Consider the following 16,473-nt stretch of genomic DNA (forward strand, 5'->3'; position numbering starts at 1 on the left):
AATGTCCGATCGCAGTGTTCGCCTTCAAGCTCTCAAGCACGCCCTCAAAGAGCGCATCCTGATTCTCGATGGCGGCATGGGCACGATGATCCAGAGCTACAAGCTCGAGGAGCAGGATTACCGAGGCAAACGTTTCGCCGACTGGCCAAGTGACGTCAAGGGCAACAACGACCTGTTGATCCTGACGCGTCCGGACGTGATTGGCGCCATCGAGAAAGCCTACCTGGATGCCGGCGCCGACATTCTGGAAACCAACACTTTCAACGCCACTCAGGTTTCCCTGGCCGACTACGGCATGCAGGGCCTGGCGTACGAGTTAAACGTAGAAGGCGCACGGCTGGCGCGCAAGGTGGCCGATGCCAAGACCCTGGAGACCCCGGACAAGCCGCGCTTCGTCGCCGGCGTGATCGGGCCGACCAGCCGCACCTGCTCGCTGTCGCCGGACGTGAACAACCCCGGCTACCGCAACGTGACCTTCGATGAACTGGTGGAAAACTACACCGAGGCCACCAAAGGCCTGATCGAAGGCGGCGCCGACCTGATCCTGATCGAAACCATTTTCGACACCCTGAACGCCAAAGCTGCGATCTTCGCCGTGCAAGGGGTGTTCGAAGAGTTAAGCATCGAACTGCCGATCATGATTTCCGGCACCATCACCGACGCCTCCGGCCGAACCCTGTCCGGCCAGACCACCGAAGCGTTCTGGAACTCCGTGGCTCACGCCAAGCCGATTTCGGTCGGTTTGAACTGCGCCCTCGGTGCCAGCGAACTGCGCCCTTACCTGGAAGAGCTGTCGAACAAGGCCAGCACCCACGTGTCGGCGCACCCGAACGCCGGCCTGCCGAACGAATTCGGCGAGTACGACGAACTGCCGTCAGAAACCGCCAAGGTCATCGAAGAGTTCGCCCAAAGCGGCTTCCTCAACATCGTCGGCGGCTGCTGCGGCACCACGCCGGGCCACATCGAAGCCATCGCCAAAGCCGTGGCCGGTTACGCACCGCGCGAGATTCCGGAGATCCCCAAGGCCTGCCGCCTCTCGGGTCTGGAGCCGTTCACCATCGATCGCAACTCGTTGTTCATCAACGTCGGCGAGCGCACTAACATCACCGGTTCGGCCAAGTTTGCGCGGCTGATCCGGGAAGACAACTACACCGAAGCCTTGGAAGTCGCCCTGCAGCAGGTCGAAGCCGGTGCCCAGGTGATCGACATCAACATGGACGAAGGGATGCTCGATTCGAAGAAGGCCATGGTGACCTTCCTCAATCTGATTGCCGGTGAGCCGGACATCTCCCGCGTGCCGATCATGATCGACTCCTCCAAGTGGGAAGTGATCGAAGCCGGCCTCAAATGCATTCAGGGCAAGGGCATCGTCAACTCGATCAGCATGAAGGAAGGCGTCGAGCAGTTCATTCACCACGCCAAATTGTGCAAGCGCTATGGCGCCGCCGTGGTGGTGATGGCCTTCGACGAAGCCGGACAGGCCGACACCGAAGCGCGCAAAAAAGAGATCTGCAAGCGCTCCTACGACATTCTGGTCAACGAAGTTGGCTTCCCGCCGGAAGACATCATCTTCGACCCGAACATCTTCGCCATCGCCACCGGCATCGAAGAACACAACAACTACGCTGTGGACTTCATCAACGCCTGTGCCTACATCCGCGACGAGCTGCCGTATGCGCTGACCTCCGGCGGCGTGTCCAACGTGTCGTTCTCGTTCCGGGGCAACAACCCGGTGCGCGAAGCGATTCACTCGGTGTTCCTGCTGTATGCGATCCGCAACGGCCTGACCATGGGTATCGTCAACGCCGGCCAACTGGAGATCTACGACCAGATTCCGGCCGAACTGCGTGACGCCGTGGAAGACGTGGTGCTCAACCGCACGCCGGAAGGCACCGACGCCCTGCTCGCCATCGCCGATAAGTACAAGGGCGATGGCAGCGTCAAGGAAGCCGAGACCGAAGAGTGGCGCGGCTGGCCCGTCAACAAGCGTCTGGAGCATGCACTGGTCAAGGGCATCACCACGCATATTGTTGAAGACACCGAAGAATCCCGTCAGTCGTTCACCCGGCCGATCGAAGTCATCGAAGGCCCGCTGATGTCCGGCATGAACATCGTCGGCGACCTGTTCAGCGCCGGCAAAATGTTCCTGCCACAGGTGGTGAAGTCCGCCCGCGTGATGAAGCAGGCCGTGGCCCACTTGATCCCGTTCATCGAACTGGAAAAAGGCGACAAACCGCAAGCCAAGGGCAAGATCCTCATGGCCACGGTCAAGGGTGACGTCCACGACATCGGCAAGAACATCGTCGGCGTGGTGCTGGGCTGTAACGGCTACGACATCGTCGACCTCGGCGTGATGGTGCCGGCCGAGAAAATTCTGCAAGTGGCCAAGGAGCAGAAGTGCGACATCATCGGCCTGTCCGGGCTGATTACGCCTTCGCTGGATGAAATGGTCCACGTGGCCCGTGAGATGCAGCGTCAGGACTTCCACCTGCCGCTGATGATCGGTGGCGCGACCACCTCCAAGGCGCACACCGCAGTGAAGATCGAGCCCAAGTACAGCAACGACGCGGTGATCTACGTCACCGACGCCTCTCGCGCCGTGGGCGTGGCGACACAGTTGCTGTCCAAGGAATTGAAGCCGGCCTTCATCGAGAAGACCCGCCTGGAATACATCGAAGTCCGCGAGCGCACCGCCAACCGCAGCGCCCGCACCGAACGCTTGAGCTATCCAGCGTCCATCGCCAAGAAACCGCAGTTCGACTGGAGCACGTATGAGCCGGTCAAACCGACGTTCACCGGTGCCAAGGTGCTGGAGAACATTGACCTGAAGGTCTTGGCCGAATACATCGACTGGACGCCGTTCTTTATCTCCTGGGACCTGGCCGGCAAATTCCCGCGCATCCTCACGGATGAAGTGGTCGGTGAAGCCGCCACGGCGTTGTACGCCGACGCCCAGGAAATGCTTGCCAAACTGATCGACGAGAAACTCATCAGCGCCCGCGCGGTGTTCGGCTTCTGGCCGGCCAACCAGGTGCGTGAAGATGACATTGAAGTCTATGGCGATGACGGCAAGCCGATTGCCAAGCTGCATCACCTGCGCCAGCAGATCATCAAGACCGACGGCAAGCCGAACTTCTCCCTGGCCGATTTCGTGGCACCGAAGGACAGCGAACTCACCGACTACGTGGGTGGTTTCATCACCACCGCCGGGATCGGTGCCGAAGAGGTGGCCAAGGCCTATCAAGATGCGGGCGACGACTACAACTCGATCATGGTCAAGGCACTGGCTGACCGCTTGGCCGAGGCTTGCGCCGAGTGGCTGCACCAGCAAGTCCGTAAAGACTACTGGGGATACGCCAAGGACGAAACGCTCGACAACGAGGCGCTGATCAAAGAGCAATACACCGGCATCCGCCCTGCCCCGGGCTACCCGGCCTGCCCGGATCACACCGAGAAATCCGCGCTGTTCAAGTTGCTGGACCCTGAAGCCGCGGAAATGAAAGCCGGCCGCAGCGGCGTGTTCCTTACCGAGCACTACGCCATGTTCCCGGCGGCAGCGGTCAGCGGTTGGTACTTCGCTCACCCGCAGGCGCAGTATTTTGCCGTGGGCAAGATCGACAAGGACCAGGTGCAGAGCTACACGTCGCGCAAGGGTCAGGAGTTGAGCGTGACCGAGCGGTGGTTGGCGCCGAACCTGGGTTACGACAACTAATAGAGGCAACTCGGTCCGATCGTTCCCACGCTCTGCGTGGGAACGATCTATCGCTGCAATATTGTCTATGCTTAGCACTCACACATGGGTGACGAGGGGTTTATGGACGATCCAGTCGACAACAAACCGCCGACGTTCTGGCAGATGCTGCACAGCGTCATGGCGGCGGCGTTCGGGGTGCAGAGCGGAAAAAATCGGGCCCGGGACTTCGCGCACGGCAAGCCGAGTCATTTCGTGATTCTGGGGATTGTGTTCACCGCGGTGTTCGCCCTGACCCTGTTTGGCATCGTGCAACTGATAGTGCACCTGGCCGGGATTTAGCGCATCAAGGTTTGCAGGCTGAACGGATAGCGATACGACGTCGGTCGGCCCTTGGCTGAAAGACGACGGAAGTTCACACCGTAATCCGGTGATGCACCCATGGCCAGCAATCGCTTGGCCTGTGCCTTGTCGATCAGCTGCAACAACGGGATCTGCTGGTCACGGCCGCCGTACTGGCGCAGATCCACGCCCTGATCAAGGTCATGCAACTCCACCAGTGCCCAGCCACCCAACGTGAAGTGCCCGCCCAACAACACGCTTATGCGTCCGTCGACCGTCGCCTGCAACGCTGCTGGCGAGGTGTTGACCGCACTGAACAACGCATCCTTGCCGGGCACCCCACCCGCCTCCGAAAAGGCCTGCATGGCGCCAAACGCCATTTCGTCATTGGCTGACCACACCAGCGAGACCTTCGGGTAACGCCGCCACAGCAGCGTCGCCTGTTCATACGCCCGATCCCGGGTCCAGCCGCTGTAAACCAGTTGGCGCAAGCGCACTTCAGGGTGCTCGGCCAAGGCCCGCATCATGCCTTGCTCGCGCAGTTGCGCCGACGGTGTGATCTTCAGGCCGGAAAACGCCAGCAACTCGATGACCTGATCGGGTGCCACGGGCCGATGCTGGCGAATCAGTTCCTTGAGCATCAGGTAGCCACCCTCCTCATCGTTGGGCACCAGGCTGCCCAACCGATCAGAGCGATCCCCCAGCAGACTTAGCTGATTGGCCGTCAACGAAGCGTTGACCATAAACAACTTCACCCCGCTGCCCTGGGCCAGACGCAGGATTTGCGGTGCGACGTACTGTTCGTTGACGAAAACCAGATAGTCCGGACGATTGTCATCCTGCAGCGCCAGGCGGGCTTGCGCCAGCGTGAGCTCAGGCATGCGCCGGGAATAGAGAATTCGCAAATCTATGCCCAGGTCCGTGGCTGCCGCCTGCATGAATTGCGAATAGCTGACCCAGAACGCTTCGTCAGTGTTCCCGGGATTCAGAAACAGCACCGATTCCGCGCGCGCACCGGGTCCGTAAACCGCGCTGCACATCAACAGGAATGAGTAGAAAAACTTCAACATTGATCGTCCGGGCCCCTCGGCATTTCGCCGGGCAGTATAGCCAGCGAAGTCCCGGAAAACGGCGTTTATTCGGGGTATTGTCCGACAATCGTCGGAATCGAGCCCGGACGGGGTCGGTTATTGATGGCTGACCCAATATACCGCTGTGCCCACGACCAGAATGATCAGGAACAGAATGGCCCAAGCATCGACCGTGCTATCGGGTTTAGCCGTTTTGGTAGGGTTGCTCATTGCATCGCCTCTTGTCGGTTTTATCGGTGATTGCATAAAGACTCGAGCACAGTTAAGACGATGATTGCCCGCATCACAAATGTGGGTTTTACCTTGTTGCTCCTCATTAGTCGTTTTGGTTCTTTACATATACTCAAACATCACTTTTGCGCATAACTGCAAACTGGTATCTTGCCCCGGCTCCGTTGGGAGTGCGCGGCCGTGCGCGCAGAATTGCCGAGGCAGCATCGGAGACTTCTAAGCGAAAAACGCAACTGGATCCGACCGGCCCAAGCCTGAGAACAGGACTTATATGTACGTATACGACGAGTACGATCAGCGGATCATCGAGGACCGCGTCAAGCAGTTCCGTGATCAGACCCGACGCTATCTGGCAGGCGAGCTGAGCGAAGAAGAATTCCGCCCCCTGCGCCTGCAAAATGGCCTTTATATCCAACGCTTCGCGCCGATGTTGCGGGTGGCGGTGCCTTACGGCCAACTGACTTCGCGCCAGACGCGAATGATGGCCAAGATTGCCCGTGACTATGACAAAGGCTATGCCCACATCAGCACCCGGCAGAACGTACAGTTCAACTGGCCGGCGCTGGAAGACATCCCGGACATCCTTGCCGAACTGGCTACCGTGCAGATGCACGCGATCCAGACCAGCGGCAACTGCTTGCGCAACGTCACCACGGATCAGTTCGCCGGTGTCGCTGCCGATGAGTTGATCGATCCGCGTCCATGGTGCGAGATCGTCCGCCAGTGGACCACCTTCCACCCGGAATTCGCTTACTTGCCGCGCAAGTTCAAGATCGCGATTAACGGTTCGACGTCCGACCGTGCGGCCATCGAAGTCCATGACATCGGCCTTGAGCCGGTGCACAACGCTGCGGGCGAGCTAGGCTTCCGTGTGCTGGTGGGTGGCGGTCTCGGCCGTACTCCGGTGGTGGGCGCTTTCATCAATGAATTCCTGCCGTGGCGAGACCTGTTGAGCTACCTCGACGCCATCCTGCGGGTCTACAACCGCTACGGCCGTCGTGACAACAAGTACAAGGCGCGGATCAAGATTCTGGTCAAGGCCCTGACCCCTGAAGTCTTCGCGCAAAAAGTCGACGCGGAAATGGAACACCTTCGCGGTGGCCAGACCACGCTGACCGACGCCGAAGTGCATCGCGTCGCCAAACATTTCGTCGACCCGGACTACAAAGCCCTGGACAACCAGACCGCTGAACTGGCCGAGCTCGACAAACAGCACCCGGGCTTCGCGCGCTGGCGCACCCGCAATACCCTGGCCCACAAGAAGCCAGGTTATGTGGCCGTGACCCTGTCCCTGAAGCCAACTGGTGTTGCACCGGGCGACATCACCGACAAGCAGCTCGATGCCGTTGCCGACCTGGCCGATCGTTACAGCTTCGGTCAGCTGCGCACCTCTCACGAGCAGAACATCATTCTGGCCGACGTTGAACAAAGTCAGTTGTTCGCGATGTGGGGCGAGTTGCGTGAGCAAGGTTTCGCCACGCCGAACATCGGATTGCTGACCGACATCATCTGCTGCCCGGGCGGCGACTTCTGCTCCCTGGCCAACGCCAAGTCGATCCCGATCGCCGAATCGATCCAGCGTCGCTTCGAAGACCTGGATTACCTGTTCGATATCGGCGAACTGGACCTGAACATCTCCGGCTGCATGAACGCCTGTGGTCACCACCACGTCGGCCACATCGGCATCCTCGGGGTGGACAAGAAAGGCGAAGAGTTCTACCAGGTGTCCCTCGGTGGCAGCGGAAGTCGCGACGCCAGCCTGGGTAAAATTCTCGGTCCGTCCTTCGCCCAGGACGTCATGCCTGATGTGATCGAAAAGCTGATCGACGTGTACATCGAACAACGTACCGAAGACGAGCGTTTCATCGACACTTATCAGCGTATTGGCATTGACCTCTTCAAGGAGCGCGTCTATGCAGCGAATCATTAAGAATAACGAAGTCGTCGACGAAACCTGGCACTTGCTGCCCAAGGACTTCAACATCGACGAGATCAGTAACTGCGACGATTACATCGTCCCGCTGCAGCTGTGGCGCGAACACAGCCGTATGCTCAAGGCCCGCGATGGCGGTTTGGGCGTGTGGCTGGACGCTGACGAAGAAGCCGAAGAAATCGCTGAAGACGTGGATCAGTTCAAGGTGATCGCCTTGAACTTCCCGGCCTTCACCGATGGCCGCAACTACTCCAATGCCCGCCTGCTGCGTGACCGTTATGGCTTCAAAGGTGAACTGCGGGCGATCGGCGATGTGCTGCGCGACCAGCTGTTCTACCTGCGTCGCTGCGGTTTCGATGCATTTGCGATTCGCGCCGATAAAGACCCGTACGAAGCCCTTGAAAGTCTCAAGGACTTCTCGGTGACCTATCAGGCCGCCACCGACGAACCGCTGCCGCTGTTCCGTCGCCGTTGATCGTGACGCCTTGAACCTCCATCCGGAGGTTCAAGGCGTTTCCCCTCCTCTTAAGGTTCTGGATGCTCCCCTAGCGGAATTGGCCGTCCCATGGCCACCCAGTTGCTGTAAAGGCGCGCCCGATCTTCCAGAATGTTGAACAACCTGAATGGATTCTCCGCGTCGGCCAGCGTCGTTTCGACACATTGACGCAGCCAGCCCCACAATTCCTCTGAAGCATCCGCTTCACGCATCAGTCGCCATACCCGGGCTTGCAGCAACCAGTAACCAACGCGGAAATCCGCCGTCAGGCTCAATCCGTCCATGACCCGCAGAAACACACCACCCGAGGGTTTTGCCGCCAACCGTTGCCAGATCTCCTGTCGGGTTGTGCGCGATAGCTCATCGCCGTCCTCCAGCCACGGTATCGCGCTGCCATAATCAACGCCCGGCTCGCTCAGCCAGAGATTGATGCCGGTGCGCTCACGATGCTCGACCAGTCGTGTCAGCGTCTCCTCATCCGTCAGCGGGTTGCCCCAAAGCCGTACCCGATCCTTGGCGACAGCCTGATTCAGTATCGCGTCGGGAACCCGAGTGATCCGGTTGTCGCGCACATCCAGCGAAGTCAAATACGGGTCATTGGCAATGCCCACCGGGCATCGGGTAATACCGGTGTTTCTCAGGTTCAGAACGCGCAAATCGTTCAAGCCCAGCACCACAGGCGGGACGGCCAACGGGTTATCACTCAGGTCCAGCGTTTGCAAACTGAGCAGATCGCACAAATGCCCAGCGGTGTCCTCTTTGAACGCTAGAAACGTGGCGTTGAGATTCAGTGTTTCGAGCCGGTTCATTCGCCGAATCCTCGAGGGCAGCTCACCCTCCAGCACGCCAGCGGCGTTGAGACCGCGCAGGTCGACATTTTTCAGATTCAGCGAATGCAGGTTCGGGAAACTTTCCAGGAACGCATTCAGGCTCTCGCGCTCGATCAGGTGCAATCCGTGCATCGACAATTCGATGACCTCGTCGAAACGAACGTTCATCGTCGGCAAACGGTGATAGTCCTCAAAATCCAGATTGAGTTTGTAACCGGCAACCCCTTCGCCAGAAAGGACGCGATCGGTGTCAGCCGAACGCTTTTGCCAGATGGCGATCAATTCGTCGGCCAGTTCGTTGCGGGTTTGGCGTTCGTAGTCGATCACGTGCTGCAACATTTCAACATTGTGCGCCGCCACCTGTTGAGCGTTCATGCCTGCAGCGTCTTCATCGCCCAGCGTGAGGAAGTCCAGATCCATATCATCGACATCCAGCAACGACTGATCGACCCAGTAGCGCAGATCGATGCTCAATTGCTGCAACTGTAACTTCAGACTGTCCAGAAGCGCTTGAGCCCCAGCGCCTGCCGTTCGAAGCAGTTCCTCAGCTTGGGCGTTGGTGAAATCCGGATAAAGATCCTTGACCTGCAACCGCATCATTTCATGGGTCAGCGCCACAGCTTGCGGGGTGTTCGGAAACCCGCCGCCGCGCAAACCCTGGGACTCAAAGGGCAATCCGCTATCCATTCGATTCAACCCAAGCATCAGCTCGTTACGTGTGATCGCCCGCTCACCGAGTCGAAGCCGTAATTCGCCGGCCTGATCCAGCGAGCGCAAGGACAACGCCTCGCGCTCCCCGGCAGACAACGCACCGAGTAGCGCGCAAAACAAATCCGACTGTGCGGTGGCGGTATTCGCCGCGGCAGAATTTCGATAGCGGTTACCGGTCTTGATCAATCGACGGCAGTCCGCCGAGTCGAGCGGTCCGCAACGATCCAGTACCCGGCCACTGATGGAACCCTCAAGCACTTCGATTCGCAAGCGCCTGGGCCAACCGGGTAAGCGCCCGAGTGAATGCAGGGCCAGGATGTCGGATTCGGGGTGAACGATCGAGTGCAAATAAAGACTCTCATAGGCGCGATTGAGCCTTACGTGGCCTTGATACTGTCGGGCCTTGCCGTCCAGTCGCTTGAATACCTTATGCGCCTCGACAGCATCGACCGGCCGGCCGATGTCGACGCCCGAGCGGTCCAGGATCTGCTCCACGACGGCTTTCGGCAAACCGGGATACTCCCGTTGAAACAACCGAACCCATTCGTGCTCCGACTGCTGGAGTGCCTGATAACGCGTAATGAACAATTGCACTCGCGCTGCCGGGTCGGCAATCGCTTCAAGCGCCTGATCGAGCTTGAATCGGCTGATGGTGTCGAGCAGCAGCGGAGTCGGCGCACGCCCGAACTGCATCAGGCGCAACATGTCGTCGTCGACGGTACTGATTCTGGCGATTTGGCCCAGCACCTCATCGCTGAACGAAGCAAACGGGGCGCACACACCACGAATCAGCTCCAACCGTGGCAGCACCGACGGTGGCGCTTGCCCGGGTGTGAGGAGAGGCGTCGCGTCGGGCAGAAGCTCGCTGCTCGGTTCGCTGACGGGCTCCGAGGACTCGTGGAGTGTTTCAGCCACTCTGCCCGCGCTTGCGCCTTCGCCCTTGAGCGCCGCGACAGCCCCGGCCAACGGTAGCGCATTGAGCAAGCCGAACACGGTGCGCGTCACGCCTTCGGAACGTTTTTCGGCGGTTTGGCCGTTGACTGCCAGATTGATGCCATAGCCGGCATCGATGAGCCCGGCCAGCGCCAACAACCCTTCGCCACCGGGAACAAACAGTGCCAACGGACCAAACTGGTTGATCCACCGCACCAGCGGTTCGACTACCGCACTCAGATTGTCTCGATTGACCTGAGCATCGTCACGGATGGATTTGACGCTGGCCATGGCCGCCCGCTTCATGGTCAACACCAGTTGCGCAAACGGATCGACTGCGGCGGACGCGCGCTCAAAGTCGATGTAATCCTGCGGCTCCCAATAGCCGTCATCGTTAAAGAAACCGGCGTTATTTGTCAGCCTGTGCTTCCTCGGGTAGATCGCTATCCCCTCCAATGCAGTCAACACACCCGCATGAAAGGTGCCATCCTCACGGTCCTCCTCGGCAAAGTGCGCGGCCAAGGCTCGTTTTGTGTCAGCCCCCTTTGCTTGCGCCACGATCCATTCGCGCAAGGGGTGGACGTCGACAAACTCATGCAACGGCGAAGAGTTCGCCGGGATGTACAACAAGATCCTGGTGCCGGCGCGGTGGCGAAAACACCAGATATCAGTCGAGGTGTAGCGATAGATCGTCAGGCGACTGGTCTCGACTTGCGCGCTGACGCGGGTCGGGGCTTGCAGATCGGTGGTGCTCAACGCGCTCCAGGTTTGATCCGCCGGCAATCCGCCTGCCTGCATCGCCAGCGCCAGGCCTTCCTGGCTCAGACTGCCTTCCTGAAATTGCAGGCAGGCACTCATGACAAAAGCTGCCTTGACCGAGGTTCTCAGCGCATACGGTTCGGCCTGCACGATCCGCTCATCAGCGGGCCAGGCATGATCGAGATAAGCCTGATAGCGAGTCTGTAGATCCAGTTCCCAGACCCATTTCTTGAAGTCGGCGGGTCGAAGGGCAATTTGCGTACTCGGCCCGTAAACCTGTGGCACGGTTTGCCGATAGATGCCTTCATAGGTGTAGTGGTTGCCTGAGCCCTGTTCGGCGAATTCATCGACATTCTCCACGATACGCACCGAGGGACCGTCATCGGGCGGCGTGTACAGGCCGAATGCGGTTTCGCCGAAACGCCCGTCGCCGACGGTTTGATAGTTGTATAGCAGCGCCTGTAACAATGTCTGCGAGCTCGCTGTTTGGCCTTGCTGGATGCCGTTCTGTTGCGGATGCCCCCGGTAGTTATAATCCAGCGTCACTAACAGGACTGCGTGCGGGTTGATATCCTGGCCCCATTTTTCCTTGATCAACTGGACGCCAAATTGCTCGGGAGATTGCGGCAGCGCTGTGTTCACTGCCGACTTCAGTTCTTCACGCATCGGCAGGACAGGCGAACTCGGCGCAGTAACGTTGTCACGCAAGTGGTCATTCATATGCAGTCCATTGCAAACATAAGTAACAGCACCATAAGCCACTGTTTTTGAATCGACAGCAGGAAGGATCGACAGCGCAGTTAGGAGAATTCGCTGATGGTTGAGGGCAGTGGGTAATTCGAAGATCACAGGCAAAAAAAACCGCAGCGGACGCCACGGTTTCATTTGTTAACGGATGCCTGCAGTGAAGCTTTACCAGAAGCGTTGTTGGGTCAACCGGCTCCACCAGCTCAGCAACACACGGTCCACCGAGCCACTGGCCGCCATGCCGATGCGCTCCTGCAGGCTTTTACGCTCGGCGTAATGCAGGTGATAAAGCTCGGATTTTTCCGCCCGTTCGGCGAGGTACTGATCGCTGGTCTTGAGCTCGTCCACCAGTTGCTTGTCCAGCGCCGCGATGCCGAGCCAGATTTCACCGGTGGCCACTTCGTCGATGGCCAGTTGCGGGCGATACCGGGAAACGAAGTTCTTGAACAACTGGTGAGTGATGTCCAGGTCTTCCTGGAACTTCTCCCGGCCCTTCTCGGTGTTTTCGCCAAACACCGTCAGGGTGCGCTTGTATTCGCCGGCGGTCAGCACTTCGAAGTCGATATCGTGCTTTTTCAGCAGGCGGTTGACGTTAGGCAACTGCGCCACGACACCGATCGAGCCGAGAATTGCGAACGGCGCACTGATGATCTTCTCGCCGATGCACGCCATCATGTAGCCACCGCTGGCCGCGACCTTGTCGATGCACACGGTCAACGGCACGCCGGCATCACGGATGCGTGCCAGTTGCGAGGACGCCAGGCCGTAGCTGTGAACCATGCCGCCGCCGCTTTCCAGACGCAGCACCACTTCATCCTTGGGTGTGGCGAGAGTCAGCAGCGCGGTGATTTCATGGCGCAGGCTTTCAGTGGCCGACGCCCTGATGTCGCCGTCGAAATCCAGCACGAACACCCGAGGTTTGGCTTCAGGTTTTTTCTTTTGCTTTTTCTCGCATTTAGCCTCGACCTTGCGCAGCGCCTTGAGTTGGTCCTTGTCGAGCAAGGTTTGCTCCAGGCGTTCGCGCAGGTCTTTGTAGAAATCATTGAGTTTGCTGACTTGCAACTGGCCGACCGACTTGCGTCGACCTTTGCTGCGCAATGCCGCGAAACTGGCCAGGACCACCAAAATGGCGATCACCAGTGTCACGGTCTTAGCCAGAAAAACTGCGTACTCGGCAAAAAACTCCACAGGGACTCCTTTAATACGATGCGCTGCAATAACGCGCGCGGGATTACCTCCAGCATACCCATGCACCGGCTCGGCGGCCAGTCGTGAAACCTCTGGCAACAGGCCTGTAACGGGCATTTCAAACAAGCGTATGTTTTTTCATTGACAGCTCACCGCCATCCTCATAACCTCGCCGAACCTTCAACGTACCGGGATGACGCGGACGTGGGCAGTATCTATTTGATTCGACATGGCCAGGCCTCCTTTGGTGCAGACGACTATGACGTCCTGTCGCCGACCGGTATTCGCCAGGCAGAAATCCTTGGTCAGCACCTCGCCGAGCTGGGCATCAGCTTCGACCGCTGCCTCTGCGGCGACCTTCGTCGTCAGCAGCATACAGCCACCAGCGCGCTGGAACAGTTCTCTGCCGTGGGCCAGCCGGTGCCGACTCTGGAAATCGATTCCGCCTTCAACGAGTTCGACGCCGACGCGGTGATCCGCGCGCTGCTGCCGGCCATGTTGCAGGATGAGCCGCAAGCCCTGGAGATCCTGCGTAACGCCGCGCAAAACCGTAGCGAATTCCAGCGGATCTTCGCCCTGATCATCGAACGCTGGCTTGCCGGCACTTATGACACACCGGGCCTGGAAAGCTGGTTGGGCTTTGTCGAACGCGTGCAAGCCGGTTTGCAGCGGATCCTCGAAAGCGCCGACAACACCCAGAAAATCGCCGTGTTCACCTCCGGTGGCACCATCACCGCCCTGCTCCACCTCATTACGCAAATGCCGGCAAAGCAGGCGTTTGAACTGAACTGGCAAATCGTCAACACCTCGCTCAACCTGCTGAAGTTTCGCGGGCGCGAGGTGGCTCTGTCTTCTTTCAACAGTCATGCGCACCTGCAGCTGTTGAAGACCCCGGAACTCATCACGTTTCGCTGAGTCCGGACTATTGTGACCCTGGCTGTAATCACCCAGCTCTAATTACCCAAGAAAGGATCGAACCATGACCTCCGTAGCTGATGCCGTACAAGCAATGAAAGCCAAGTTCAACCCAGCCGCTGCTGCCGGTCTGGACCTGGTATTCGGTTTCCGCATCGACGACACCAAGAACTTCTCGCTGATCGTCAAGGACAGCACCTGCGAGCTGCAAGAAGGCGAAAACCCGGACGCCCAGGTCACTCTGGTGATGGACGGCGAAACCCTGGAAGGCATCGTCGACGGTTCGACCGACGGCATGCAAGCGTTCATGGGCGGCAAACTGCGCGCTGAAGGCGACATGATGCTGGCCATGAAACTGTCCGAGCTGTTCCCGAGCTAAGACGGCGGCTCCCGGTCTTCGGGAGCACGTCTGGCTGCAAACGAATCCCGCCCCTCGAGGCGGGATTCGTCGTTTTTCGGCCTCGGAAAACGGCTACCTGTGGATTTGCCGTCTATATTCCTTTTGGCCGCATGCGTCAGACATCGGCTGTTTGCCCTCGCTTCTTTTGTGAAAAGCCTTTGCGCGGAGCACTGCCCATGAGCCCATCTGACGACCACGACGGCTTCAACCGCCGACGTGTACTGCAAGGCCTTTCGGCAGGTGCCGCCGGTGCCTGGATCAGTCCGCTATTCGCAGGGAGTAAAACCATGCCCGACACCCCCGCTGACCTCATCCTGTACAACGGACGCCTGCACACCGTCGACCGTAAAAAACCTCAGGCCAGTGCCGTCGCGATCAAGGACGGACGCTTCGTGGTGGTTGGCAGCGATGCCCAGGCCATGGCCCTGCAGGGTCCCGGCACGCAAATCATTGACCTGCACGGCCGCACGGTGATTCCCGGCCTCAACGATTCGCACCTGCACCTGATCCGCGGTGGCCTGAACTACAACCTCGAACTGCGCTGGGAAGGCGTCCCCTCACTGGTCGACGCGCTGCGCATGCTCAAGGATCAGGCAGACCGCACACCCACGCCGCAATGGGTGCGGGTGGTCGGTGGCTGGAATGAATTCCAGTTTGCCGAGAAGCGCCTGCCGACCCTCGACGAACTGAACAAGGCTGCGCCGGATACCCCGGTGTTCGTCCTGCACCTCTACGACCGTGCCCTGCTCAACCGCGCCGCGTTGAAAGTGGTCGGTTATACCCGCGACACGCCGAACCCGCCGGGTGGCGAAATCCAGCGCGATGCCAATGGCTACCCGACGGGCATGCTGATCGCCCGCCCTAACGCGATGATTCTCTACTCGACCCTGGCCAAAGGGCCGAAACTGCCGCTGGAATATCAGGTCAACTCGACCCGTCAATTCATGCGTGAACTCAATCGCCTCGGCGTCACCAGCGCCATCGATGCCGGCGGCGGATATCAGAATTATCCGGACGACTACCAAGTCATCCAGCAACTGGCTAAAGACCAACAGCTCACGGTGCGCATTGCCTACAACCTGTTCACCCAGAAACCCAAGGAAGAGCTGACCGACTTCAAGAACTGGACCAGCAACTCCCACTACGGTCAGGGCGATGACTTTCTACGGCACAACGGTGCAGGAGAAATGCTGGTGTTCTCGGCGGCAGACTTCGAGGACTTCCTCGAGCCACGCCCCGACCTGCCGCAAACCATGGAGCAGGAACTGGAACCGGTGGTCCGCCATCTGGTGGAACAGCGCTGGCCATTCCGTTTGCACGCCACGTACAACGAATCCATCAGCCGCATGCTCGACGTGTTCGAGAAGGTTAACCGCGACATTCCGTTCGATGGTTTGCCGTGGTTCTTCGACCACGCCGAAACCATCACCCCACAGAACATCGAACGGGTGAAAGCCCTCGGCGGCGGCATCGCGATACAGGATCGCATGGCATTTCAGGGCGAATACTTCGTCGACCGTTACGGCGCCAAGGCTGCCGAACACACGCCACCCATCACCCGAATGCTGGCCGAGGGTATACCGGTCGGCGCCGGCACCGATGCCACGCGCGTGTCCAGCTACAACCCCTGGACGTCGATGTATTGGCTGGTCAGCGGTCGCACCGTCGGTGGTCTGGCGCTGTACCCGCAAGGCTTGAGCCGCGATACCGCGCTGGAACTCTTCACCCACGGCAGCGCCTGGTTTTCTTCCGAGCAAGGTAAAAAAGGCCAGATCAAGGTCGGACAACTGGCGGACCTGATTGCGCTGTCGGCGGACTACTTCCACATCGAGGATGAAGCCGTCAAATGGATCGAATCGGTGTTGACCATTGTCGACGGCAAGATCGTCTACGGCAGCGTCGAGTTTGAAAAACTCGGGCCGCCTCCAATCCCGGTGGTGCCTGAGTGGTCGCCAGTGGCCAAAGTACCCGGTCATTGGAAACCCCTGGCGCCGCTGACGGCGCAGGTTCATCAATGTGTCGGGGCTTGCGCGGTGCATGCCCATAGCCATGAACGGGCGCGATTGTCGTCGGCCCCGGTCAGTGACTTTCAGGGATTCTGGGGAGCGTTTGGCTGTTCGTGTTTTGCGTTTTGAAGGCAGCATCGAGTTGGAGTTCGGCCCTTTAGGAGCCAGACTTGCCGGCGAAGGCGCACTTAAGGACGCCT

The 16,473-nt window shown here is 59.2% G+C and carries 10 protein-coding genes; 7 read left to right on the forward strand and 3 right to left on the reverse strand.

What is annotated here, in order from left to right; all coding sequences use genetic code 11:
• Nucleotide 1 precedes the first annotated feature (1 nt).
• Together metH and ACYZTR_RS16870 are read left to right on the forward strand one after the other, a co-directional pair.
• A complete protein-coding gene (gene metH, locus ACYZTR_RS16865) occupies nt 2-3,712 on the forward strand; it encodes a methionine synthase (RefSeq protein WP_461972663.1) in 3,711 nt (1,236 codons plus the stop codon).
• Between the two features lie 102 nt (nt 3,713-3,814).
• Nucleotides 3,815-4,033: a DUF2970 domain-containing protein gene (locus ACYZTR_RS16870; protein ID WP_461972665.1), complete on the forward strand. Its 219-nt coding sequence runs from the start codon at nt 3,815-3,817 to the stop codon at nt 4,031-4,033.
• Here ACYZTR_RS16870 and ACYZTR_RS16875 read toward each other — a convergent pair.
• Nucleotides 4,030-5,103, reverse strand: coding sequence for an ABC transporter substrate-binding protein (locus tag ACYZTR_RS16875; RefSeq protein WP_461972667.1), 1,074 nt, complete (start codon nt 5,101-5,103; stop codon nt 4,030-4,032). The two genes, ACYZTR_RS16870 and ACYZTR_RS16875, sit on opposite strands and share 4 nt — an antisense overlap.
• Nucleotides 5,104-5,626: 523 nt before the next feature.
• Between ACYZTR_RS16875 and ACYZTR_RS16880 the strand changes: the two genes are divergently transcribed.
• Together ACYZTR_RS16880 and ACYZTR_RS16885 are read left to right on the forward strand one after the other, a co-directional pair.
• Nucleotides 5,627-7,285 (forward strand): nitrite/sulfite reductase, encoded by a 1,659-nt coding sequence (locus ACYZTR_RS16880; protein WP_461972669.1) that lies wholly within the window; start codon nt 5,627-5,629, stop codon nt 7,283-7,285.
• A complete protein-coding gene (locus ACYZTR_RS16885; RefSeq protein WP_461972671.1) occupies nt 7,269-7,763 on the forward strand; it encodes a DUF934 domain-containing protein in 495 nt (164 codons plus the stop codon). The genes ACYZTR_RS16880 and ACYZTR_RS16885 overlap by 17 nt, the downstream gene beginning before the upstream one ends.
• 50 nt (nt 7,764-7,813) lie before the next feature.
• On the opposite strand, the gene ACYZTR_RS16890 is transcribed toward ACYZTR_RS16885, so the two are convergent.
• Nucleotides 7,814-11,737 (reverse strand): dermonecrotic toxin domain-containing protein, encoded by a 3,924-nt coding sequence (locus tag ACYZTR_RS16890; protein WP_461972673.1) that lies wholly within the window; start codon nt 11,735-11,737, stop codon nt 7,814-7,816.
• A 192-nt stretch (nt 11,738-11,929) separates the two neighbouring features.
• Nucleotides 11,930-12,952, reverse strand: a complete 1,023-nt coding sequence (gene sohB / locus ACYZTR_RS16895; protein WP_461972675.1) for a protease SohB — start codon at nt 12,950-12,952, stop codon at nt 11,930-11,932.
• A gap of 204 nt (nt 12,953-13,156) precedes the next feature.
• Here sohB and ACYZTR_RS16900 point away from each other — a divergent pair, with 204 nt between their 5' ends.
• The 3 genes from ACYZTR_RS16900 (at nt 13,157) to ACYZTR_RS16910 (ending at nt 16,402) form a co-directional block, all read left to right on the forward strand.
• Nucleotides 13,157-13,867, forward strand: coding sequence for a histidine phosphatase family protein (locus ACYZTR_RS16900; protein WP_461972677.1), 711 nt, complete (start codon nt 13,157-13,159; stop codon nt 13,865-13,867).
• 64 nt (nt 13,868-13,931) lie between these two features.
• Nucleotides 13,932-14,246: an SCP2 sterol-binding domain-containing protein gene (locus ACYZTR_RS16905; protein ID WP_008015934.1), complete on the forward strand. Its 315-nt coding sequence runs from the start codon at nt 13,932-13,934 to the stop codon at nt 14,244-14,246.
• Nucleotides 14,247-14,554: 308 nt separating this feature from the next.
• A complete protein-coding gene (locus tag ACYZTR_RS16910; RefSeq protein ID WP_461979766.1) occupies nt 14,555-16,402 on the forward strand; it encodes an amidohydrolase in 1,848 nt (615 codons plus the stop codon).
• The last annotated feature ends 71 nt before the right edge of the window (nt 16,403-16,473 follow it).

This window comes from Pseudomonas sp. Hz4 (assembly GCF_054898165.1).